We start from the raw sequence: 21,267 nt of genomic DNA on the forward strand, positions 1-21,267 counted from the left end.
GGCCGGGGGGCTGCCGCGCTGTTCGGTTCTGCTGATGACACGGACACGGATGGGTCCTCTCCGCGAGATGCGCCGACAAGATCCCGGCGCGCGCTCCGGCGGCGGAGCCCCGCCTGGGTGCGCCGGCCGCGGGTGGGGTGAGGGGTGTCGGAACGGTCCGTGGTCGGCGCTGCGCTCCGGGTGAAGGATCATCATCTTGGACCTGTGTCATGAAGCGGTCAAGGAGCCGTGCGGCATTCGTTGCACCTTCGAATCCAGCATTCGATTCCCGGCAGTCGCCCGGCTCTTCCTAAGCGCTTGCTCACCTTCGGGGTAGGGTGAACGTCCTGCCCTGAGGCAGCTCGGCACAGGAACGGAAGGGGCGCACCATGCGTACGGCCAAAACGGTCGGCGGCGACGGCGAGAGCGGCGGCGCCGCGTGGGCCGAGGTCTCGCCGGAGGCCGCGAGGAGGCTGCTGGTCGCGGCCGTCGAGGCGTTCGCCGAGCGCGGGTACCACGCCACCACCACGCGGGACATCGCGGGCCGGGCGGGGATGAGCCCCGCCGCCCTCTACATCCACTACAAGACCAAGGAAGAACTGCTGCACCGGATCAGCCTGCTCGGGCACGACCGTGCCCTGGCCGTCCTGCGCAGCGCCGAGTCGGGCGGCGGCACGTCCGCCGAGCGGCTGGCCGAGGTCGTACGCGCCTTCGTGCGCTGGCACGCCGAGCAGCACACCACCGCGCGGGTGGTGCAGTACGAACTCGACGCGCTGGGACCCGAACACCGCCCCGAGATCATCGCACTGCGCCGGCAGAGCGACGCCGTGGTCCGCAGAATCCTGGAGGACGGCGTACGGGACGGCGAGTTCGACGTCTCCGACGTCGGCGGCACCACCCTCGCCGTGCTCTCGCTCTGCGTCGACGTGGCGCGCTGGTTCAACGACGAGGGGAGCAGGACGCCCGAGGAGGTCGGCGACCTGTACGCCGGGCTCGTCCTGCGGATGGTGCGCGCGAGACTCTGACCGGCCCCCGCAGGCCGCCCCCGCGCACCCGCTCAGCGCGCGGCCACGGGCGCCCTCTCGGGGTCCGGGCCATACTGCCGTGCGACCCACGCGTACCACTCGTCCAGGCCCTCGCCCGTCGTCGCGGAGACCGGCAGGACCCGCACCCCCGGACTGATCGAGCGGGCGTACCCCGCGCACCGGTCGACGTCGAAGTCGACGTAGGGCAGCAGGTCCGTCTTGTTGATGAGGACGAGGTCCGCGGCGGCGAACATGTACGGGTACTTCAGCGGCTTGTCCGTGCCCTCCGTGACCGAGATGATCACGACCTTGCTCCGCTCGCCCAGGTCGAAGAGCGCCGGGCACACCAGATTCCCCACGTTCTCCACCAGCACCAGCGAACCGGGTGCGGGCGAGAGCGCGGTGAGCGCGCCGCGCACCATCTCCGCGTCCAGGTGGCAGCCCGCGCCCGTGTTCACCTGCACCACCGCGCACCCGGCCCGTTTGATCCGGTCCGCGTCGAGCATCGTCTCCTGGTCGCCCTCGACGACCGCGACCTCCCGGCGGCCCGCGAGATCCCGGACGGTCCGCTCCAGCAGGGTCGTCTTCCCCGCGCCGGGGGAGCTCATCAGGTTGACGGCGACGACGCCGCGCTCGGCCAGCCAGGCCCGGTTCTCCTCCGCGAGCAGCTCGTTCTTGGCGAGGACCCGCTGCTCCAGCGTGACGGTGGCGTCCCCGTCGTCCCCGGCGCGGCCGTGTTCGTGCCCGTGCCCGCCGTCCTGGCCGTGCTCGTGGTCATGGCCGTGCCCCGGGCCGTGCGCATGGTCATGGAGGCTGCCCGGGCCGTGCCCATGCGCGTGCCCGCCGTCCTGGCCGTGCCCGCCCTCATGACCGTACGGCCGGTTCGGCGCCGGGCCGTCCGCCTCGCCCGGCACACCGATCCGCACCCCCGCCGCGCCGCCGGCCCCGTCATCGCACCCGCAGGTTCCGCACATCCGGTTCAGCCCACTTTCATCGAAACGATCTGGAGCTCCCGCCCCGACACGATCCGGACGTCGGCGCTGCCGCACGGACACAGCAGGACGAGGCCGTCGAGGGGGATGTCGGTGTCGCACGCGCGGCAGTGCCCCGCACCGCCGGGCTGGTCGATCTCCAGCCGCGCGCCCTCGGCCACCGTGCCTGCGGTGACCAGGTCGAAGCAGAATCGCATGGAGTCGGGCACCACCGCGGTGAGCGCGCCGACGCGTACGGTCACCGCCTGGACCCGGCGGCCCCCGGCCTTCTCGCAGACCGCGTCCACGACACTCTGTGTGATCGCCAGTTCGTGCATCGCCGCGCCGCCGTCCCTTCATGCTGCCGCTTCGCGAGGTGTTCCTCGGCCGTCCGTGTGCCGTCCGTGCGGCCGTGTGCCGACCCCGCGCGAGGCGCCGGCCGGCTCACCCCGCCCGAACCACCCGGAAGGACCAACCGGGTCCCGACGGCTCGCACGACGGAATAAGCACTGATAGGAGCGCTTTCGGAGCACTTCGCTCCGGGTGCCGTTCCCTCGCGCCCGCAGGTCCCGCGCCGTCGCCCTGCGTTGCCGGACCGCTCCGGGGGCTTCCAGATGGTAGCAATGTGACCGATGCCACACGCGTGGCGCGACATCCAGAAATCGGTGACGCTCCGGATACAGCCTCAGCCCCCGGAAGGCGGCAACGCTATGCCGACAGAAGCCGCGGTCAAAGCGGAAGAAACCCTGATCCACGTCCTGTGGATCAATGCCGGTCTCAGCTGCGACGGCGACTCCGTGGCGCTCACGGCCGCCACCCAGCCGAGCATCGAGGAGATCGCGCTCGGCGCCCTGCCGGGCCTGCCCCAGGTGGCCGTGCACTGGCCCCTCATCGACTTCGAGTGCGGCCCGAACGGCGGCGCCGACGACTTCCTCGAGTGGTTCTTCAAGGCGGACCGCGGGGAGCTCGAACCGTTCGTCCTGGTCGTGGAGGGCTCCATCCCCAACGAGCGGCTGCACGACGAGGGGTACTGGTGCGGCTTCGGCAACAAGCCGGGCACCGACCAGCCGATGACCACCAGCGAGTGGATCGACCGGCTCGCCCCGAAGGCCACCGCGGTCGTCGCGGTCGGCACGTGCGCCACGTACGGCGGCATCCACGCCATGGCGGGCAACCCGACCGGTGCCATGGGCGTGCCGGACTACCTGGGCTGGGACTGGAAGTCCAAGGCCGGTATCCCCATCGTGAACGTGCCCGGCTGCCCGATCCAGCCCGACAACCTGGCCGAGACGCTGACGTACCTGCTCTACATGGCCACCGACCAGGCCCCGATGATCCCGCTCGACGACGCGCTGCGCCCGACGTGGCTGTTCGGGCAGACCGTGCACGAGGGGTGCGACCGGGCCGGCTACTACGAGCAGTCCGACTTCGCGACCGAGTACGGCTCGCCGAAGTGCATCGTCAAGCTCGGCTGCTGGGGCCCCGCCGTCAAGTGCAACGTGCCCAAGCGCGGCTGGATGAACGGCATCGGCGGCTGCCCCAACGTCGGCGGCATCTGCATCGGCTGCACCATGCCGGGCTTCCCCGACAAGTTCATGCCGTTCATGGACGAGCCCCCCGGCGGGAAGCTCTCCACCAGCACCTCCAAGCCGTACGGCGCGACGATGCGCAGGCTGCGTCGGCTGACCACGCACACGCTCGACCACGAGCCCAAGTGGCGCAGGCCCAGCACCGAGTTGACCAGCGGTGCCACCCGCACCTGGTGAACCCCCGGGGCCCGGCGAGCGATCCGACCCCGCCCGCGGGGCCCGGTGGCCCGAGTTCCCGCTCCGTACCGCGTGACCCCGTACCCCACTCGTCGGCCGGCGCTGTCCAGCCGGTGACTCCCCGACACACTGACAGAAGGCGGCGCAATGACGGCGACGAGCCAGGGCAAGACCGATTTGGTGGAGATGGCATGGGACCCCATCACCCGCATCGTGGGCAGCCTGGGGATCTACACGAAGATCGACTTCAAGCAGAAGACCGTCGCCGAGTGCCACAGCACCAGCTCGATCTTCCGCGGCTACTCGGTCTTCATGAAGGGCAAGGACCCGCGCGACGCCCACTTCATCACCAGCCGCATCTGCGGCATCTGCGGTGACAACCACGCCACATGCTCCTGCTACGCGCAGAACATGGCGTACGGGGTGAAGCCGCCGCACCTCGGCGAGTGGATCGTGAACCTCGGCGAGGCAGCGGAGTACATGTTCGACCACAACATCTTCCAGGAGAACCTGGTCGGGGTCGACTACTGCGAGAAGATGGTCGCCGAGACCAACCCCGGTGTGCTGGAGCGGGCGAACCGCACCGACGCGCCGCACGCCGAGGCGCACGGCTACAAGACCATCGGCGACATCATGCGCTCGCTGAACCCCTTCACCGGCGAGTTCTACCGCGAGGCCCTCCAGGTCAGCCGCATGACGCGGGAGATGTTCTGCCTGATGGAGGGCAGGCACGTGCACCCCTCCACGCTCTACCCGGGCGGCGTCGGCACGGTCGCCACGGTCCAGCTGATGACGGACTACATCACCCGCCTCCAGCGCTACGTCGAGTTCATGAAGAAGGTCGTGCCCATGCACGACGACCTCTTCGACTTCTTCTACGAGGCCCTGCCCGGCTACGAGCAGGTCGGCAACCGCCGCATCCTGCTGGGCTGCTGGGGCTCCTTCCAGGACCCGGAGCACTGCAACTTCCAGTACCGGGACATGACCGAGTGGGGACGGAAGATGTACGTCACCCCCGGTGTGGTCGTGGACGGGAAGCTCGTCACCACCGACCTGGTGAAGATCAACCTCGGCATCCGCATCCTCCTCGGCTCGTCGTACTACGGCGACTGGGAGGACCAGGAGATGTTCGTCACCCACGACCCGCTGGGCAACCCGGTCGACCGCAGGCACCCGTGGAACCAGCACACCAACCCGCAGCCGCAGAAGCGGGACCTGGACGACAAGTACAGCTGGGTCATGTCGCCGCGCTGGTTCGACGGCAAGGACTACCTGGCGCTCGACACCGGCGGCGGCCCCCTGGCGCGGCTGTGGACCACCGCGCTGGCCGGCCTCGTCGACATCGGCTACGTCCAGGCCACCGGGAAGAGTGTGAAGATCAACCTCCCCAAGACGGCGCTCAAGGGCCCCGTCGAGCTGGAGTGGCACGTCCCGAAGTGGAGCAACACCATCGAGCGCAACCGCGCCCGCACCTACTTCCAGGCGTACGCGGCGGCCTGCGCCCTGCACTTCGCGGAGAAGGCCCTCGCCGAGATCCGCGCCGGCCGCACCAAGACGTGGGAGAAGTTCGAGGTCCCGGAGGAGGGCGTCGGCTGCGGCTTCACCGAGGCGGTGCGCGGTGTGCTCTCCCACCACATGGTGATCAGGGACGGGAAGATTGCCAACTACCACCCGTACCCGCCCACTCCCTGGAACGCGAGCCCCCGCGACACCTTCGGCACCCCCGGGCCCTACGAGGACGCGGTGCAGGGTCAGCCGATCTTCGAGGAGAACGACCGGGAGAACTTCAAGGGCATCGACATCATGCGCACCGTGCGCAGCTTCGACCCCTGTCTCCCGTGCGGTGTGCACATGTACCTCGGCGAGGGCAAGAAGCTCGAACTGCTGCACTCCCCGACCCAGTCGGCGGGCAGTGAGTGAACGTGACCGAACGCGACAGCGCACCCCCGGCCGACGGCCGGGAGCCGGCAGAACCGCAGGACTGGCGGGCGACGGGCGAGCGCGTCGAGTCGCTGATCGCGGCGAGCGCCGCGAACGGCGCCGTCGCGAGGGAGCGCAGCGAGGAACTCGTGCGCCTCGTCACCGGCTTCTACGGCGCGGGACTCGAACGGCTCCTCGACCTCTTCCACGACCACGGCCGGCTGGACGACGACATCCTCGCCGCGCTGGCCGGGGACGAGCTGGTCGCCAGCCTGCTGCTGGTGCACGGCCTGCACCCGTACAGCGTCGAGACCCGCGTCGAGCAGGCCCTCGACGGCGTACGGCCCTACCTCGGCACCCACGGCGGTGACGTCGAACTCCTCGGCGTCACCGGCGAGGGCGCCGTCCGGCTCCGGCTGCTCGGCAGCTGCGACGGGTGCCCGTCCTCCTCCGCCACACTCGAACTCGCCGTGCGCGGCGCCGTGGAGGCCGCCGCGCCGGAGATCACCGCCATCGAGGTGGAGGCCCCGGCCACGGCCGGCGAGGGCGCGGCGGCGAGCGGAACCGTCGTCCCCGTCGAGGCGCTGTTCACCCGCGTGCACGAGGCGGGACCCGCGCCCGAGGGCGGCGGCTCCTGGGAGGCCGTGGCGGAACTGGCCGCGCTGGAGTCCGGCGCCGTGTGCCGGGTCACCGTCGGCCGGCTCGCGGTGCTCGCGTGCCGCATCGGCACCGACGTGTACGCGTTCCGCGACGCCTGCGGCCGCTGCGACGCCTCCCTCAAGGGCGCCTCGCTGGCCCGGCGGCTCGGCGGCGGCCCCGGCGAGGGTGTGCTGCGCTGCCCCGCCTGCGGCGCACACTACGACGTACGGCGGGCCGGTGCCTGCCTCGACGAGGACGGGCTCCATCTGGACCCGCTGCCGGTGCTCACCGACGGTGCGTCCGTCTCGCTCGCGGTGCCCGCCGCGGTGGCGACATGAGCGCGCCGGGCTCCCAGGCGTCCCCGGCCGCGGCGCTGCTGCGGCTTGCCAGGAGCCGCAGGCAGCCGGCCGAGACGGAGCGCTGCGAGATGTGCGCCGCCCCCATCGGCGACGAGCACGCCCATGTGGTGAACCTGGAGAGCCGGGGGCTGATGTGCAGTTGCCGGCCCTGCTACCTGCTGTTCACGGATGAGACGGCACACCTGCGCTACCGCGCCGTCCCGGAACGCTACCTGCGCTTCGACGGTGTGACCCTGGACGCACGCACCTGGGACGAGCTCCAGATCCCCGTCGGACTCGCCTTCCTGTTCCGCAACTCGGCGCTCGGCCGCACGGTCGCCTTCTACCCGGGCCCCGCGGGCGCCACCGAGTCGGAGCTGCCGCTCGACGCGTGGGAGGCCGTGGTCGAACGCCATCCCGAACTCGCCGTCCTGCGGCCCGATGTGGAGGCCCTGCTGGTGCGCCGCACCGAGTCCGGCGAGTCCAGCTGCCACCTGGTTCCCGTCGACGCCTGCTACGAACTCGTCGGCCGGCTGCGGGAGGTGTGGCGCGGCTTCGACGGCGGGCGCGAGGCCCGCGCCGCGATGGAGGCCTTCTTCGCACACGTCGGCGAGCGCGCCAGGCCCTACGCGAAGGACGGGGTGTCGTGACCGTACCCGAGCCCGCCGCACTGGACTTCACGGTCCTCGACATCGCCGCGGAACCCTACAGCGCCGCACCCCGGCTCACCGCGCGGCTGCGGATCGAGGACGGCAGCGGCGAGCGCGTCCACGCGATGGTGCTGCGCTGCCAGGTCCGCATCGAGCCCCAGCGCCGCCCGTACGACACGGCCGAACGCGAGGGCCTGCTCGGCCTGTTCGGGGACCACGACCGGTGGGGCGACACACTGCGGCCCTTCCTGTGGATGCAGTGCGACACCACCGTGCAGGGCTTCACCGGCGCCACCGAGGTCGACCTCCCCCTGCCGTGCACCTACGACTTCGACGTGGTGGGCTCCCGCTATCTGCACGCCCTCGGCGACGGGACCGTACCGCTCAGCCTGCTGTTCTCCGGCACGGTCTTCACCAAGGGCGGCGCAGGAACGGGCTTCGGCGTACGGCAGGTGCCGTGGGACTGCGAGGCCCGGTACGCCATGCCGGTTGCGGTCTGGCGCCAGGTGATCGCCGCCCACTATCCGCACACGGGCTGGATCAGGCTCGACGCCGACACGCTCGCCCGGCTCGCGGACCTCCGCGCCCGGCGCGGGTTCATCGGCTGGGACGAGACGGTGGGCACACTGCTCGACGAGATCGGCGAGGTGGTCCTGTGAGCACCGCGAGCCTCGACCCCGTACGCGCGATCGCGGACGCGGTCCTCTACGAGGGCTACCTCCTGTACCCCTACCGGGCCAGCTCCCACAAGAACCGGTCCCGCTGGCAGTTCGGCGTCCTCGGCCCGCCGAGCGCGGCACCCGCCAGCTTCGGCGAGGAGCCCGGCATGTCGACGCAGGTCCTCCTCGCCCCGCACGGGGCGGCGGACCGGGCGGCCGTCACCGTCCATCTGCGCTTCCTCCAGCTCCAGGTGCGCGAGGTGCAGCGGCTGGAGAGCGACGGCACCCACACCCCGGTCGACGCGCTCACCGTCGCCGGTGCCTCCGTGCTCAGCTGGGACGAGGCCGTCGAACACGAACTCGTCCTGCCGCAGGTGGGGTTGACCGGAACCCTCGACGAACTGCGCGAGGTTGCGGGCGGCGAGGAGAGCGAGCCGCTGACCGACGCCGACGGGACGCCGGTCGGCCGCATCGTACGGCGCAGGGCCCCGCTCACCGTCCGTGTCCGCTCCCACGCCGAGCCGTACGCCGACGGCGCGGGGGACGGCGGCGCGGGGGGCGGCGGACACACCCGCCTCACGGTGTCGGTCGCCAACGAGCACACCGGCCACGCCGCCGACAAGGAAGCCGCGATCCGCGCCTCCCTCATCGGCACCCACCTGCTGCTGCGCGCGGACGGCGCGGACTTCGTCTCCCTGCTCGACCCGCCGGCCGAGGCGGCGGCTGCCGCGGCCACCTGCCGGCAGCACCGCTGCTGGCCGGTCCTCGCGGGCCCGCCGGGCAGCGCGGACACCGTGCTCGGCGCGCCGATCATCCTCTACGACCACCCCGAGATCGCGGAAGCCAGCCCCGGCGCCCTCTTCGACTCCACCGAGATCGACGAGATCCTCACCCTCCGCGTCATGACCATGACCGAGGAGGAGAAGGCCGAGGCGAGGGCCACCGACCCGCGCGCCCGGGAGATCATCGACCGCTGCGACGCCATGTCCCCGGCGGAACTCCAGCGTCTGCACGGCCTGTTGCGCGATCCGCACGCGCCCGAGCCCGGCGCGGGCGACGTACGGGACCTGCCGGAGGCCGACTTCTCCACCGGCGGCGCGCCCTGGTGGGACCCGGCGGCCGACGCCGCCGTGCGGCCCGGGGCCGACGCGGTCGTCATCGACGGCGTCAGCGTCGCCAGGGGCAGCCTCGTCCGGGTCCACCCGGCCCGGCGCGCGGACGCCCAGGACCTGTTCTTCGCGGGACAGGTCGCACGGGTGACCGCCGTGCTGTCGGACGTGGACGGCTCCGTGCACGTCGCGCTCGTGCTCGTGGACGACCCGGCGGCCGAACTGCACGACGAGGCGGGCCGCTACTTCTACTTCGCGCCCGACGAGCTGGAACCGCTGCCCGCGGAACCGCTGCCCGCCGGGACCGAGACCGACACCGGGACCGACAGCGGGCCCGGCACCCCACAGCACCGAGAGGAGAGCCGATCGTGAAGACCCTGGGCTTGATCACCGCGGGCGTCGCCGCCGCGGCGGCGGCGGTCGCCGTCGTCACCGGAGTGCAGTCCATCCCCGACATCCGCAGGTACCTCAGGATGCGCTCGATGTGAACGCGCGCGGTGAAGGCGAGGAACGCCCGGTGCCCGCGGACGGGCCGTACGCCCACGCGTCCGGGACTCCGGGCGACCGCGTGCTCGTCGCGGGCATCGGCAACCTCTTCCTCGGCGACGACGGGTTCGGCCCCGAGGTGGTGCGCCGCCTCGCGGACCGCGCGGACCTGCCGCCCCGGGTGCGCCTCGTCGACTACGGCATCCGCGGCATGCACCTCGCGTACGACCTGCTCGACGGCTACGACGCGCTGGTGCTGGTCGACGCGTGCCCCGGCGAGGGGCCGCCGGGCAGCGTGGCCGTGCTCGAAGTCGGCGCCGACGACCTCGGCGAGGGTGAATTCGACGCACACGGGATGAATCCGGTAGCGGTTCTGGCAAATCTGGGCCAACTGGGCGGTACGCTGCCGCTCACCTTCGTCGTCGGCTGCGTCCCGGCCGATCTGGACGAGGGCATCGGGCTCAGCGGCCCGGTCGCCGCCGCCGTCCCCGAGGCCATGGACGCGGTGTACGCGCTGGTGCGGCGGCTCGGGGCGGAGGACCCGGCCGCCGCGACCGTCCCGCCGGCCACCACACCACCGGCCACCACCGCCGTACCAGCGGCGGCCACCGAGCCCCGGAGGACCTGAATCGTGTGTCTTGGCATCCCCGGCCGAGTCGTGGAGATCGTGGACGGGTACGCCGGGCAACTGGCCCTGGTCGATGTGGAAGGGGCGCGCCGGCGCATCAACATCGGCATGCTCGACGCGCCTCCCGAGTGCGGTGCCTGGGTGCTGCTGCACATGGGCTTCGCGCTGGAGGTCATCGACGAGACGAAGGCGTCCGAGGCGCTGTCCGGCCTGGAGATGATGGGCCGAGGCGCTCAGGACGGGCCGGAGAGCGGGCCCGGAACCGGCGCCGGAACCGCGCCCGCAGCAGGCCCGGAGCTCCGCCCCGCCGACGGCGCCGGGCCGTTGTCCCCGCGCGGGCCGGTCCCCGCCGCCGGGCTGGAAGGCGGCACGGGGGCCGTGGCCGTGCTGGAGGCCCCGCCCGTGGCGGCGACCGTGCCGGAGGCCACCGTCCAGGAGCCCGTCGCGTGTGAACCGGCGCCCGGCGACGAGGCCTCCCGCGACGAGGCTCCCGGCGACGAGGTCTCCGGCCCGTCTGCGGGCGCTCGCGTCCGGCGCCGGTTCGAGGTGCGGGGCGTCGTGCAGGGCGTGGGCTTCCGGCCCTTCGTGTACGTCACCGCCGAGACGCTCGCCCTGACCGGCTCGGTGGCGAACACCGCCGCCGGTGTGGTGGCGGACGTCGAGGGAGAGGCGGCGGCCGTGGCGGAGTTCGGGCGCCGTCTGCGTACCGGCGCGCCACCGCTCGCCATCGTGGAGGGCGTCACCGAGACCGTACAACCGCCGTGCGGCGGGAGCGGGTTCACCATCGAGGAGTCGGGGACCGGGGGCCGCGCCCGAACGCTCGTCCCGCCCGACGTCGCGACCTGCGCGGACTGTCTCGCCGAACTGGCCGACCCGGCCGACCGCCGCTACCGCCACCCGTTCGTCACCTGCACCCACTGCGGCCCCCGCTACACCATCGTCACCGGTGTGCCCTACGACCGGTCGGCCACGACGATGGCCGGCTTCGCGATGTGCGCCGACTGCAAGGCCGAGTACGAGGACCCGCGCGACCGGCGCTTCCACGCCCAGCCCATCGCCTGCCACGCCTGCGGCCCCCGGCTCGAACTGGTCCGCGCGGGCGATGCCGCGGCCCCGGCTGGCCGTGTCCCCGCCGGCCGTGTTCCCGCCCTACGGGACGGCGACGCGTTGCGGGCCGCCAGGCGGCTGCTGGCCGAGGGGAAGGTCGTCGCGGTCAAGGGGCTCGGCGGCTACCACCTCGCGTGCGACGCGCGCGACGCGGACGCGGTCGCCCTGCTGCGCCGCCGCAAGCGGCGCGGCGGCAAGCCGTTCGCGGTGATGGCCAAGGACCTCGGCACCGCACGGCGATTGGCCGTCGTGGACGAGGACGAGGCGCGGCTGCTCACCGGACCCCGCCGGCCGATCGTGCTCCTGGCGCGCCGCACCGGCACGGCGGCGCGGCTGCCCGACGGCGTCGCCCCCGGCGCGCCGGACCTCGGTGTGATGCTGCCGTACACGCCGCTGCACACCCTGCTGTTCGGGCTTGAAGGGGACGAGGAAGGCCCGGACGTGCTCGTGATGACATCGGGCAACCTGTCGGGCGAGCCGATCGTCACCGACGACGCGCACGCGCTGACCGCGCTGGCGCCGCTGGCCGACGCCTGGCTGCGGCACGACCGGCCGATCCGGGTGCCGTGCGACGACTCCGTCAGCCGGTTCGTCGCGGGCGCGGAACTGCCGGTGCGCAGGGCGCGCGGATACGCGCCGCTGCCGCTCGCGCTGCCCTTCGACGTGCCGCCGCTCCTCGCCGTCGGCGCCGACCTCAAGAACACCTGCGCGCTGGGGGAGGGCCGCTACGCGTGGGTGAGCCAGCACATCGGCGACATGGACGACCTCGCCACCCTGGACGCGCTCACCCGCACCGAGGCACACCTCGAAGTCCTCACCGGCACCGCTCCGGGCCGGCTGGTGGCCGATCTGCACCCCGGCTACCGCTCCGGCGGCTGGGCGCGCGGTCACGCCAGGGGCGGCTCGCCGGCCACCGCCCAGCACCACCACGCCCACATCGCCTCGGTGATGGGCGAGCACGGGCTCGGCCGGGACGCCGAGGTCATCGGCTTCGCCTTCGACGGCACGGGCTACGGCACCGACGGCGCGGTGTGGGGCGGCGAGGTACTGGTCGGCGGCTACCGGTCGGTGGTGCGGGCGGCCCATCTCGCCTACGTGCCGCTCGCGGGCGGCGACGCCAGTGTGCGGCGGCCGTACCGGATGGCGCTCGCGCACCTGCGCGCCGCCGGCCTCGGCTGGGACGAGGCGCTGCCCCCCGTGGCGGCCTGCCCGGAGCGCGAACGGGACGTGCTGCGCCACCAGTTGGAGACGGGGTTCGGCTGCGTACCCACGTCCAGCATGGGCCGCCTCTTCGACGCTGTCGCGTCGCTGGCCGGTGTCCGGCAGGAGATCGCGTACGAGGCGGAGGCGGCCATCGCGCTGGAGGGGCTGGCCCGGGCGGCGGAACCCGCCGGGGCGGGGGCGTACGCGTTCGGTGTCCGGCCCGCGCCGGACGGCGGGCCGGATGTCGCGGACCCGGCACCCGTGATCCGCGCGGTGGCCTCGGACGTACGGGCGGGAGCGCGGCCCGAGACGGTCGCCGCCCGCTTCCACGCGGCTGTCGCGGGACTCGTCGTGCGCCTCGCGGACGGCCTGCGGGAGCGGACCGGCGTCGGGACGGTGGCGCTCGGCGGCGGTGTGTTCACCAACGCCGTCCTCCTCGCAGCCTGCCAACACGGCCTTTCCGAGCGGGGGTTCACCGTCCTGCGGCCCCGGCTGCTGCCACCGGGCGACGGGGGGCTCGCGCTCGGCCAGCTCCTGATCGCCGCGTCGTCCTGACGCGGGCCCCCTGTCTCCACAGAGCGAGCCACCGAACGAGCCACCGAACGAGCCGCGCAACGCGTCGCGGTACGCGTCACAGAGAAGGAAGCAAGGACCATGTGTCTGGCAGTTCCAGGGCGGGTGCTCAGCACCGCCGAGGCCGACGGCACCTTGATGGCCGAGGTGGATTTCGGCGGGGTGCGCAAGGAAGTGTGCCTCCAGTACATCCCCGACGTGACGGTGGGCGAGTACGTCATCGTGCACGTCGGGTTCGCCATCCAGCGGCTCGACGAGGAGTCCGCGCTGCGGACGCTCGCCGACTTCGACCGGCTGGGAATCCTCGAGGAGGAGTTCGGCGACGGGTTCGAACTCGCCGAGCGGCAGGCCGGCACCGGCCCAGCGCCCGCGGGAGGCCCGGCAGCGCCGGCCGCGGAGGCCGTGCCCGCAGCCGGCCGGACGCAGATCCCCAGGAGGGCCGCACGATGAAGTACCTCGAAGAGTTCAGCGATCCCGCGCTGGCGCGCAAGCTGCTCGACCAGATCCACGCCGCCACCACCCGCCCCTGGGCGATGATGGAGGTCTGCGGCGGCCAGACCCACTCGATCATCCGGCACGGCATCGACCAACTCCTGCCCGAGGGAGTGGAGATGATCCACGGGCCCGGCTGTCCGGTGTGCGTGACACCGCTGGAGACCATCGACCGGGCGCTTGAGATCGCCGCCCGCCCCGGCGTGATCTTCTGCTCCTTCGGCGACATGCTGCGAGTGCCGGGCAGCGGCCGGGACCTGTTCTCCGTCAAGAGCGCGGGCGGCGACGTCCGCGTCGTGTACTCCCCGCTCGACGCGCTGAAGCTGGCCAGGCAGCACCCGGACCGCGAAGTCGTCTTCTTCGGCATCGGGTTCGAGACGACGGCGCCCGCCAACGCGATGGCCGTGCACCAGGCGGCGCGCCTCGGCGTACGGAACTTCTCCCTGCTGGTGTCGCACGTCCTCGTGCCGCCCGCCATCGCCGCCGTCATGGAGTCCTCCACCTGCCGGGTGCAGGCGTTCCTCGCGGCGGGCCACGTGTGCAGTGTGATGGGGACGGCGGAGTACCCGCCGCTCGCCGAGAAGTACCGGGTGCCGATCGTGGTGACCGGCTTCGAGCCGCTGGACATCCTCGAAGGGGTGCGGCGGACGGTCGTCCAGCTCGAAGCGGGCCGCCACGAGGTGGAGAACGCCTACGAGCGCGCCGTACGCGACGAGGGCAACGCCCCCGCGATCCGGATGCTGCGGGACGTCTTCGAGGTGACCGACAGGACCTGGCGCGGCATCGGCGCGATCCCGCGCAGCGGCTGGCGACTCGCCCCGAAGTACGCCGCGTTCGACGCCGAACGGCGCTTCGACGTGATGGACATCCAGACCGCGGAGTCGGCGCTGTGCCGCTCGGGCGAAGTCCTCCAGGGGCTGATCAAGCCCCACGAGTGCCCGGCGTTCGGCACCGAGTGCACACCGCGCAACCCGCTCGGCGCGACGATGGTGTCGTCCGAGGGCGCCTGCGCCGCGTACCACACGTACCGCCGACTGGAGCTGGTGGACGCCAAGTGACCGAGACAACCCGTACACCCCGCGGCGCGGCGCCCGCCGCCCGTACCGCCCCCGCCCTGCCCGATCTCGACTTCGAGGGCTGGACGTGCCCCGCACCGCTGCGCGACACACCGTCGGTCGTCATGGGCCACGGCGGCGGCGGCGCCATGTCCGGCGAACTCGTCGACCACCTCTTCCTGCCCGCGTACGGTACGGCCGCCGCGTCCGAGCTCGGCGACTCGGCGGTCCTCGACGTCGGCGACGGCACCCGGCTCGCGTTCTCCACCGACTCCTATGTCGTGCGGCCGATGTTCTTCCCCGGCGGGTCGATCGGCGACCTCGCCGTGAACGGGACCGTCAACGACCTCGCCATGTCCGGGGCTTCGCCGCTGTTCCTGTCGACGGCGTACATCCTCCAGGAGGGCACCCCGCTGGCCGGGCTCGACCGGATCGCCCAAGCGGTCGGCGCGGCGGCGCGGGCCGCCGGGGTGCGGCTCGTGACCGGGGACACCAAGGTCGTCGACAGCGCGAGCGGCGACGGTGTGTACATCAACACCTCCGGCATCGGTGTGATCCCGGACGGTGTCGACATCGGCCCGCGGCGCGCGAGGCCGGGCGACGCCGTCCTTGTCAGCGGTGACATCGGGGTGCACGGCGTGGCGGTGCTGAGCTGCCGGGAGGGCCTGGAGTTCGGCACCGCCGTGGAGAGCGACACCGCGCCCCTGCACGGCCTGGTCGCCGACATGATCGCGACCGGCGCCGACCTGCACGTGCTGCGCGACCCCACCCGCGGCGGCGTCTCCGCGTCGCTCAACGAGATCGCCCGCGCCTCCGGCGTGGGGATCGAGCTGGTGGAGGGGGACCTGCCGGTGCCGGAGGCCGTGCGCGACGCGTGCAGCCTGCTCGGCCTCGACCCGCTCCAGGTCGCCAACGAGGGCAAGCTGGTGGCGATCGTCCCCGCCCAGGCCGCCGACCAGGTGCTCCAGGCGCTGCGCGCGCACCCGCTCGGCCGCTCCGCGTGCCGGATCGGCACCTGCGTACCCGACCACTCCGGCATGGTCGTGGCCAGGACCGGCCTCGGCGGCACCCGGGTGGTGTCCCTGCCGATCGGCGAGCAACTGCCGAGGATCTGCTGAGATGAGCGCCGAGGGAGCCCTGCTGTTCGCCCGGTACGCCTATCCGCCGAACGAACTCGGCTACTGCGGCCCCGCCGACGCCTCGGCCCTGCTGCGGGCCGGTGCGCCGGACGGCACCGGGAACCGCGCGTCGGACGGCATCGAGAGCCGCGCCCGGGAGTTCGAGGGGGCCTGGTGCTACCTGGAGTTCCTCGCGGAGAGCGCGGGCCTCGCCGACCCGCTCGATCCGCGTGTGGTCGAGGCGTACTGGATCGGCAACGACCTGCTGGAACGGGCCGACCCCGGGGCCCTGCTCGATCGGATGCGGGACCGCTTCCGCGGCCAGCTCGGCGGCACCTGGCGCCGGGCAGGGGACACGGCGCGCGCCCACCACAGCTTCCAGGTGTTCGACGTGTACCCGTGGGCCGGACTGCTGGGCGGCGCGGGAAGCCCGACCGCGCTGAACGTGCTCGACCAGTGCCGCATCCGTACGGGAACGGTGGTGCGCGTCCAGGGCGAGAGCGCCGTCGTGCGGTCGCGCCCGCTGGTGTGGGACGCGGAGCGCGGCGCGATGGCCATCGGGGCGGAGCGCCGGGAGACGGTGCGCTGGTCGACCGGCGGCAGGTCGCTCATCGAGGGCGTGGCGCCGGGCGACCTGGTCGCACTGCACTGGGACTGGGTGTGCGACGTGATCACCGGGGACCAGCGTGCCTGGATCGAGACGCTGGAGGAGCGCCGCCGTTCCCTTCTCGCCAAGCCGATGGCGCAAGCGTGACGGGGGAGCCGTAGTCCTCCGCAGGGCGCGGTGCGGGAGCGAGCGCCGGCGGCCCGTGCCGCGCCCCGCGGACAGCGCCCGGCGCCCGCCCCGCTCCCCGGGCGCTCAGAAGTAGTAGCGGGAGATCGACTCCGCCACGCAGACCGGCTTGTCGCCGCCCTCGCGCTCGACCGTGACGCGGACCGTCACCTGGGCCGCGTCGCCGCCGACATCCTTCACGTCCGTCAGCGTGCCGGTGGCCCGCAGCCGCGATCCGACCGGCACGGGGGAGGGGAAGCGCACCTTGTCGGTCCCGTAGTTGACCGCCATTTTCACGTTCTCCACGCTCACCACCTGCGGCAGCAGCAGCGGCAGCAGCGACAGGGTCAGATAGCCGTGCGCGATCGTCGTGCCGAAGGGGCCGGCCGCCGCCTTCTCCGGGTCCACGTGGACCCACTGGTGGTCGCCGGTGGCGTCGGCGAACAGGTCGATCCGCTTCTGGTCGATCTCCACCCACTCGCTGTACCCGAGCTGCTCGCCGATCCCGCCGCGCAGTTCCTCGATGGAGGTGAAGGTCCTCGCCTCGGTCATTCCCCGGCTCCCTGTCGTCGTGGCGATCATCGCTGAGCGCTGGGCGTACTCCGCCCCGCAGCGCGCTGTCCAAGCGCTTGCTCAGAATGGTCGGCGCCCCGCTCTCCTGTCAACGACAGCGTTCGCGCCCGGGTCCGGCCGTCCGTCCCCGTACGACACGGGCGCCGGCCGTAGGCTCCGGCGTGTGCCCCAGATTCCGGAGACCGTTCACGAACTCACCATCGGTCAGCTCTCGGCGCGCAGCGGCGCCGCCGTGTCGGCCCTGCGCTTCTACGAGGAACGCGGCCTGATCCACAGCCGCAGGACCGGCGGCAACCAGCGCCGCTACACCCGCGACACACTGCGGCGCGTGGCCTTCGTACGTGCGGCGCAACGTGTCGGCATCCCGCTGGCCACCATCCGGGAGGCACTCGGCGGACTGCCCGAGGGGCGAACGCCCACCAGAGAGGACTGGGCCCGGCTGTCCCGGACGTGGCGCAGCGAACTCGACGAGCGGATCAGGCAGCTCGGACGGCTGCGCGACCATCTCACCGACTGCATCGGGTGCGGCTGCCTCTCGATGGACACCTGCGTGCTGTCGAACCCGGACGACGTGATCGGCGAACGCATCACCGGATCGCGGCTCCTGCCGGGGCGCTGAGCGAGCGCGGAGAGGCGGAGGCGTAGAGGCGCGTGAGGGTGGCGGCGCCGGGAGGTGATCGCTACCCCGATGCCCCGCCGGACCGGTGGCCCTCCGCCGCCGGTGACACCCTCCCGTCGGCGTCGGCGTCGGCGTCGGCGTCGGCGTCGGCGTCCGCCCGCGCGTCCGCGTCGGCATCGATGGCGGTCGCGCCGGTGCCGGAGCGGCGCCCCGCGGTCGCGGGCGACGTCGGGGGTTCGCCCGCGGCGAGGTGCTCAAGGACCTCCGTGAGCTCCTGGCAGACATGCCGTACCGCTCTGCGGGTGTTGCGCTGTTCGGTGATGACGGAGGACAGGAGCAGCGCGGTCAGGGCTGCCGCGCCGTTGAAGGCCTGGAGCTTGACCATCACCTCGGCGTCGGACAGATGGCGGAACGGGCCTCGGGGCCCGGTCGCCTCGTACGTGGTCAGTACGGACGCGAACAGCGCGCACAGCATGCTCCCGGCCAGCTGGAAACGGAGTGCGGCCCAGATCAGCAGCGGAAAGAGGAGGAACAGCAGGCTGATCGGGCTGAACGCGGTCACCGGCACGACGACGCAGGCCGCCAGGGCCAGATACACCGCCTCCTTCCAGCGCCGCACCCGGAACCGCCCGGAGGCCCCCGCGAGCACGAGCAGCAGCGGAGCGACGATCAGGACGCCCATCGCGTCGCCCGCCCACCAGGCCAGCCACACGGGCCAGAACTGGCTGAGCCGCAGGTCACCGGTCCACGCCTGAATTCCGACTCCGGCCGTCGAACTGATCAGCATGGCGCCGAGGCCCCCGAGGAAGACCAGGGCGAGCCCGTCGCGCACGCGGGACAAGTCGAGCCGCAGGCCGGCACGGCGCAGCAGCGCCACCGCGCACAGCGGTGCCACGGTGCTGCTCGCCACGGTGACGGGCGTCGTCATGGCGGGAGGGGTGAGAGTGACGATGACGAGGAAGGCACCGAGGGCGATCCCGGGCCAGACCCGCACGCCGTACACCAGCAGTGCGGCGACGGCGACGCCGGTGGGCGGCCAGATCGGTGTCACCACCACACCGTCCACGTCGATCCGGCCCAGCAGACCCAGTCGTCCGGCCGCGAAGTAGCAGGCGGCCACGGTCAGAATCCGCAGGGCCACCTCCACGGACGGCCGGAACCGCTGGGTATCCACCACACCAGCCATCTGACACCGCGTGGGCCGCGTCGGCCAGGTGGGCACCCCTCTTCGTGTCCGGCGTGCCCTGCCCCGGCCTCGGGTCCCGGCCTCGGGCCTCAGCCTTCCGGCTCCCGGTCTCGGGCCTCGGGCGGGTGCGCCCGCCGCGAGCCGCCGTCGTAGCCGACGACGAGGACTGCGGCGTCGTCCTCGTGACCCACGGCCGTCGCCCTGTCCATCACGTCCGCCGCGAGGGCGTCGACATCGCCGCCCGCGACGGCCGCGTCCGCGGCGAGGTCCCGCACCTGGCGCAGCCCGTCGTCCAGGAGCAGCGCAGGCCCCTCCACCACGCCGTCGGTCAGCAGGACGAAGACGCCGCCGATGGTGAGCCGGTGCCGCGTGACGGGGTAGTCCGCTCCGGAGAGCACGCCGAGCGGAGGGCCGCCTTCCGTCTCATCGACGCCGGAGTCGCCGTCAGTGGTGGCCCAGACATGGGGAACGTGACCGGCCCGCGCGCAGTCCAGGGTGCCGGTGGCCGGATCGAGCAGCGCGAAGGTGCATGTCGCGAAGAGGTCGGCGCCGAGCGAGACCAGCAGATCGTTGGTGCGGCCGAGCAGCTCCCCCGGCGCCGCGGTGACGGAGGCCAGCGCGCGCAGTCCCACCCGGACCTGTCCCATGAACGCGGCGGCGGCGATGTTGTGTCCCTGCACGTCTCCCACGGACATGCCGATACGGCCGTCGGGCAGGGTGAAGACGTCGTACCAGTCGCCGCCGACGTTGAGCCCCTGGGTGGCGGGCCTGTAGCCCACGGCCAGCCGGACTCCAGGGGTGCGGGGAAGCTCCCGGGGCAGCATGCCGCGCTGAAGGGCCACCGCCAGCTCGACACGGGAGCGCTGTGTCTCGGCCAGCCTCCGCGCCCTGGCGGTCAGCGACTCAAGCCTGGAGAGCAGCTCCTCGCCGTCATCGGCCGTCCCGCCGCGATACATCGATCACCTCATTCGTCATCATAAGCGGCATTCCTCTGGGGGCCGGGGAGGCCCGCTCGGTCCCTCGGAGCACCGGCGGGCGGCTCCTCGTAGGTGCGGCGGGCGGTGCCGGCGCGGAGCCCGTACCGGACGCGGCGCATGACCCGCACCGGCTCGGGCATACTGATCCGATCATGGAGTTCCGCGGTGTCTGCCCGGCCCCGGCCGTCGGGCCCGATGTCCGTGGTGAGGGATGGAGCGGCGCATGAACAGCCCCCGGGAGCGCAGGGACCGGATCGTGACCTCGAAGGCGCACTCCGCGCGCGTGTACGACTACATCCTGGGCGGCAAGGACCACTACCCCGTCGACGCCGAGGCGGGGGACGCCATGTCCCGGCACTGGCCCGCGCTGCCCGTACACATGCTGGAGAACCGGCGGTTCATGCACCGCGCCGGACGCCATCTCGCGAAGGAGCGGGGCATCCGGCAGTTCCTCGATGTCGGGACCGGCCTGCCCACCTCACCGAATCTGCATGAAGTGGTGCAGGAGGTGGCGCCCGAGTCGCACGTGGTCTACGTCGACAACGACCCCATCGTCCTCGCCCACGCGCGCGCTCTGCTGCGGAGCTCGCCCGAGGGCGCCACCGCCTATGTCGACGCCGACATGCACGAACCCGACGCCATCCTGGACAGCCCGCAGTTCCGCGAACTCATCGACCTCGGCCGGCCGGTGGGCCTGATGATCATCGGGATTCTCCACTTCATCCTGCCGCCGGAGGACCGGCGCCTGGTGCAGCGGCTGCTCGAACCGCTGCCGTCGGGCAGCTATCTGGCGATGACCATCGGCACCGCGGACTTCGCCCCCGACGAGGTGGGCCGGGTGGCCGAGGAGTACGACCGGCAGGGCATGCCCATGGCGCTGCGCGACCGCTCCACCGCCCTGTCCTTCTTCGACGGCCTGGAACTGGTCGAACCCGGCGTCACCCAGGTCCACCGCTGGTGGCCGGGGCCCGAACAGGACGGCATCGACGACCGGGCCATCGCGATGTACGGCGCGGTCGCGCGCAAGCCCTGAAGCCGGCACCGCGCGGGCCCGTACGCAGGCCGGCCGGTGCGGGCGCGGCCGGCAGCGGCGCCTGTGCCTCGCCCCGGGGCGGCATCGACGGGGGCCGCCGTCCCGGCATGTGCCACGTACCCCTGAGGCGCCTCAAGTTCCCCCGGCCGGGCGGCTGTTCGCGGGAGCTGGGCCGTTGACCGTGGGGCGCCGCGGCCCCGGCCCGGGGCACGGCGGCGGGACGCGGAGACCTCCGTGCCTGGTGGGGGAGTCTGGGGGGCCTCCACCACACCGGAGGTCTTCGTGCGCGTCGTGGAACCCGGTGTATCGGCGAGCCGTGTGCTGCCGTGCCGCTGTGCTGTGGGTCGCGCTGTGCCGTGGGGTGTTCGCCGGGGGGCGTGCGGGGCGGG

Annotated in this window: 21 protein-coding genes; 16 read left to right on the forward strand and 5 right to left on the reverse strand. The window is 72.9% G+C overall.

What is annotated here, in order from left to right:
- Window positions 1-368 precede the first annotated feature (368 nt).
- On the forward strand, window positions 369-1,004 hold the full coding sequence (locus tag LCE31_RS18630) for a TetR/AcrR family transcriptional regulator (RefSeq protein WP_225015585.1): 636 nt from the start codon (window positions 369-371) through the stop codon (window positions 1,002-1,004).
- A 32-nt stretch (window positions 1,005-1,036) separates the two neighbouring features.
- Here the strand turns inward: LCE31_RS18630 and hypB are convergent, their stop codons facing one another.
- Together hypB and LCE31_RS18640 are read right to left on the reverse strand one after the other, a co-directional pair.
- Window positions 1,037-1,978, reverse strand: a complete 942-nt coding sequence (gene hypB, locus LCE31_RS18635) for a hydrogenase nickel incorporation protein HypB (protein WP_225015587.1) — start codon at window positions 1,976-1,978, stop codon at window positions 1,037-1,039.
- Window positions 1,979-1,983: 5 nt separating this feature from the next.
- Window positions 1,984-2,313, reverse strand: coding sequence for a hydrogenase maturation nickel metallochaperone HypA/HybF (locus LCE31_RS18640; protein WP_225015588.1), 330 nt, complete (start codon window positions 2,311-2,313; stop codon window positions 1,984-1,986).
- 372 nt (window positions 2,314-2,685) lie between these two features.
- Here LCE31_RS18640 and LCE31_RS18645 point away from each other — a divergent pair, with 372 nt between their 5' ends.
- From LCE31_RS18645 to LCE31_RS18700, 13 genes are all read left to right on the forward strand, one after another.
- Window positions 2,686-3,741 carry a hydrogenase expression protein HypE gene (locus tag LCE31_RS18645; protein WP_225015589.1) on the forward strand — a complete coding sequence of 352 codons (1,056 nt, stop codon included), beginning with the start codon at window positions 2,686-2,688 and terminating at the stop codon, window positions 3,739-3,741.
- Between the two features lie 147 nt (window positions 3,742-3,888).
- Window positions 3,889-5,661: a nickel-dependent hydrogenase large subunit gene (locus LCE31_RS18650; protein WP_225015590.1), complete on the forward strand. Its 1,773-nt coding sequence runs from the start codon at window positions 3,889-3,891 to the stop codon at window positions 5,659-5,661.
- A 2-nt stretch (window positions 5,662-5,663) separates the two neighbouring features.
- Complete coding sequence (locus LCE31_RS18655) at window positions 5,664-6,638, forward strand: NifU family protein (protein WP_225015592.1); 975 nt, start codon at window positions 5,664-5,666, stop codon at window positions 6,636-6,638.
- On the forward strand, window positions 6,635-7,288 hold the full coding sequence (locus tag LCE31_RS18660; protein ID WP_225015594.1) for a DUF5947 family protein: 654 nt from the start codon (window positions 6,635-6,637) through the stop codon (window positions 7,286-7,288). The genes LCE31_RS18655 and LCE31_RS18660 overlap by 4 nt, the downstream gene beginning before the upstream one ends.
- Entirely contained in the window at window positions 7,285-7,947 is a 663-nt protein-coding gene (locus LCE31_RS18665; RefSeq protein WP_225015596.1) for a DUF6084 family protein, read from the forward strand. The genes LCE31_RS18660 and LCE31_RS18665 overlap by 4 nt, the downstream gene beginning before the upstream one ends.
- Window positions 7,944-9,428 carry a hypothetical protein gene (locus LCE31_RS18670; protein WP_225015598.1) on the forward strand — a complete coding sequence of 495 codons (1,485 nt, stop codon included), beginning with the start codon at window positions 7,944-7,946 and terminating at the stop codon, window positions 9,426-9,428. Before LCE31_RS18665 ends, LCE31_RS18670 begins: the two co-directional genes overlap by 4 nt.
- On the forward strand, window positions 9,425-9,544 hold the full coding sequence (locus tag LCE31_RS41255) for a DUF6893 family small protein (RefSeq protein WP_374118496.1): 120 nt from the start codon (window positions 9,425-9,427) through the stop codon (window positions 9,542-9,544). The genes LCE31_RS18670 and LCE31_RS41255 overlap by 4 nt, the downstream gene beginning before the upstream one ends.
- A gap of 29 nt (window positions 9,545-9,573) precedes the next feature.
- Window positions 9,574-10,170 (forward strand): hydrogenase maturation protease, encoded by a 597-nt coding sequence (locus tag LCE31_RS18675; protein ID WP_225015600.1) that lies wholly within the window; start codon window positions 9,574-9,576, stop codon window positions 10,168-10,170.
- Between the two features lie 3 nt (window positions 10,171-10,173).
- A complete protein-coding gene (hypF, locus tag LCE31_RS18680; protein ID WP_225015602.1) occupies window positions 10,174-13,035 on the forward strand; it encodes a carbamoyltransferase HypF in 2,862 nt (953 codons plus the stop codon).
- 99 nt (window positions 13,036-13,134) lie between these two features.
- Complete coding sequence (locus tag LCE31_RS18685) at window positions 13,135-13,503, forward strand: HypC/HybG/HupF family hydrogenase formation chaperone (RefSeq protein ID WP_225015604.1); 369 nt, start codon at window positions 13,135-13,137, stop codon at window positions 13,501-13,503.
- Window positions 13,500-14,603: a hydrogenase formation protein HypD gene (gene hypD / locus LCE31_RS18690; protein WP_225015606.1), complete on the forward strand. Its 1,104-nt coding sequence runs from the start codon at window positions 13,500-13,502 to the stop codon at window positions 14,601-14,603. The genes LCE31_RS18685 and hypD overlap by 4 nt, the downstream gene beginning before the upstream one ends.
- The gene (gene hypE, locus LCE31_RS18695) at window positions 14,600-15,718 is read left to right on the forward strand and encodes a hydrogenase expression/formation protein HypE (RefSeq protein ID WP_374118497.1); all 1,119 of its coding nucleotides are present in this window, start codon (window positions 14,600-14,602) and stop codon (window positions 15,716-15,718) included. Before hypD ends, hypE begins: the two co-directional genes overlap by 4 nt.
- Before the next feature lies 1 nt (window position 15,719).
- Complete coding sequence (locus LCE31_RS18700; RefSeq protein ID WP_225015608.1) at window positions 15,720-16,472, forward strand: DUF6390 family protein; 753 nt, start codon at window positions 15,720-15,722, stop codon at window positions 16,470-16,472.
- A gap of 105 nt (window positions 16,473-16,577) precedes the next feature.
- Here LCE31_RS18700 and LCE31_RS18705 read toward each other — a convergent pair whose 3' ends face one another.
- Window positions 16,578-17,042 (reverse strand): MaoC family dehydratase, encoded by a 465-nt coding sequence (locus LCE31_RS18705; protein ID WP_225015610.1) that lies wholly within the window; start codon window positions 17,040-17,042, stop codon window positions 16,578-16,580.
- 184 nt (window positions 17,043-17,226) lie between these two features.
- On the opposite strand from LCE31_RS18705, the gene soxR reads away from it, so the two are divergent.
- The gene (soxR, locus tag LCE31_RS18710; RefSeq protein WP_225015612.1) at window positions 17,227-17,682 is read left to right on the forward strand and encodes a redox-sensitive transcriptional activator SoxR; all 456 of its coding nucleotides are present in this window, start codon (window positions 17,227-17,229) and stop codon (window positions 17,680-17,682) included.
- A gap of 61 nt (window positions 17,683-17,743) precedes the next feature.
- Here the strand turns inward: soxR and LCE31_RS18715 are convergent, their stop codons facing one another.
- The gene (locus LCE31_RS18715; protein WP_374118498.1) at window positions 17,744-18,868 is read right to left on the reverse strand and encodes an MASE1 domain-containing protein; all 1,125 of its coding nucleotides are present in this window, start codon (window positions 18,866-18,868) and stop codon (window positions 17,744-17,746) included.
- Between the two features lie 89 nt (window positions 18,869-18,957).
- A complete protein-coding gene (locus tag LCE31_RS18720; RefSeq protein ID WP_225015616.1) occupies window positions 18,958-19,824 on the reverse strand; it encodes a PP2C family protein-serine/threonine phosphatase in 867 nt (288 codons plus the stop codon).
- 244 nt (window positions 19,825-20,068) lie between these two features.
- On the opposite strand from LCE31_RS18720, the gene LCE31_RS18725 reads away from it, so the two are divergent.
- Window positions 20,069-20,878, forward strand: a complete 810-nt coding sequence (locus LCE31_RS18725) for an SAM-dependent methyltransferase (RefSeq protein ID WP_225015618.1) — start codon at window positions 20,069-20,071, stop codon at window positions 20,876-20,878.
- Window positions 20,879-21,267: the final 389 nt, after the last annotated feature.

The sequence above is a fragment of the Streptomyces sp. 8L genome, from assembly GCF_020176795.1.
Lineage (GTDB): Bacteria > Actinomycetota > Actinomycetes > Streptomycetales > Streptomycetaceae > Streptomyces.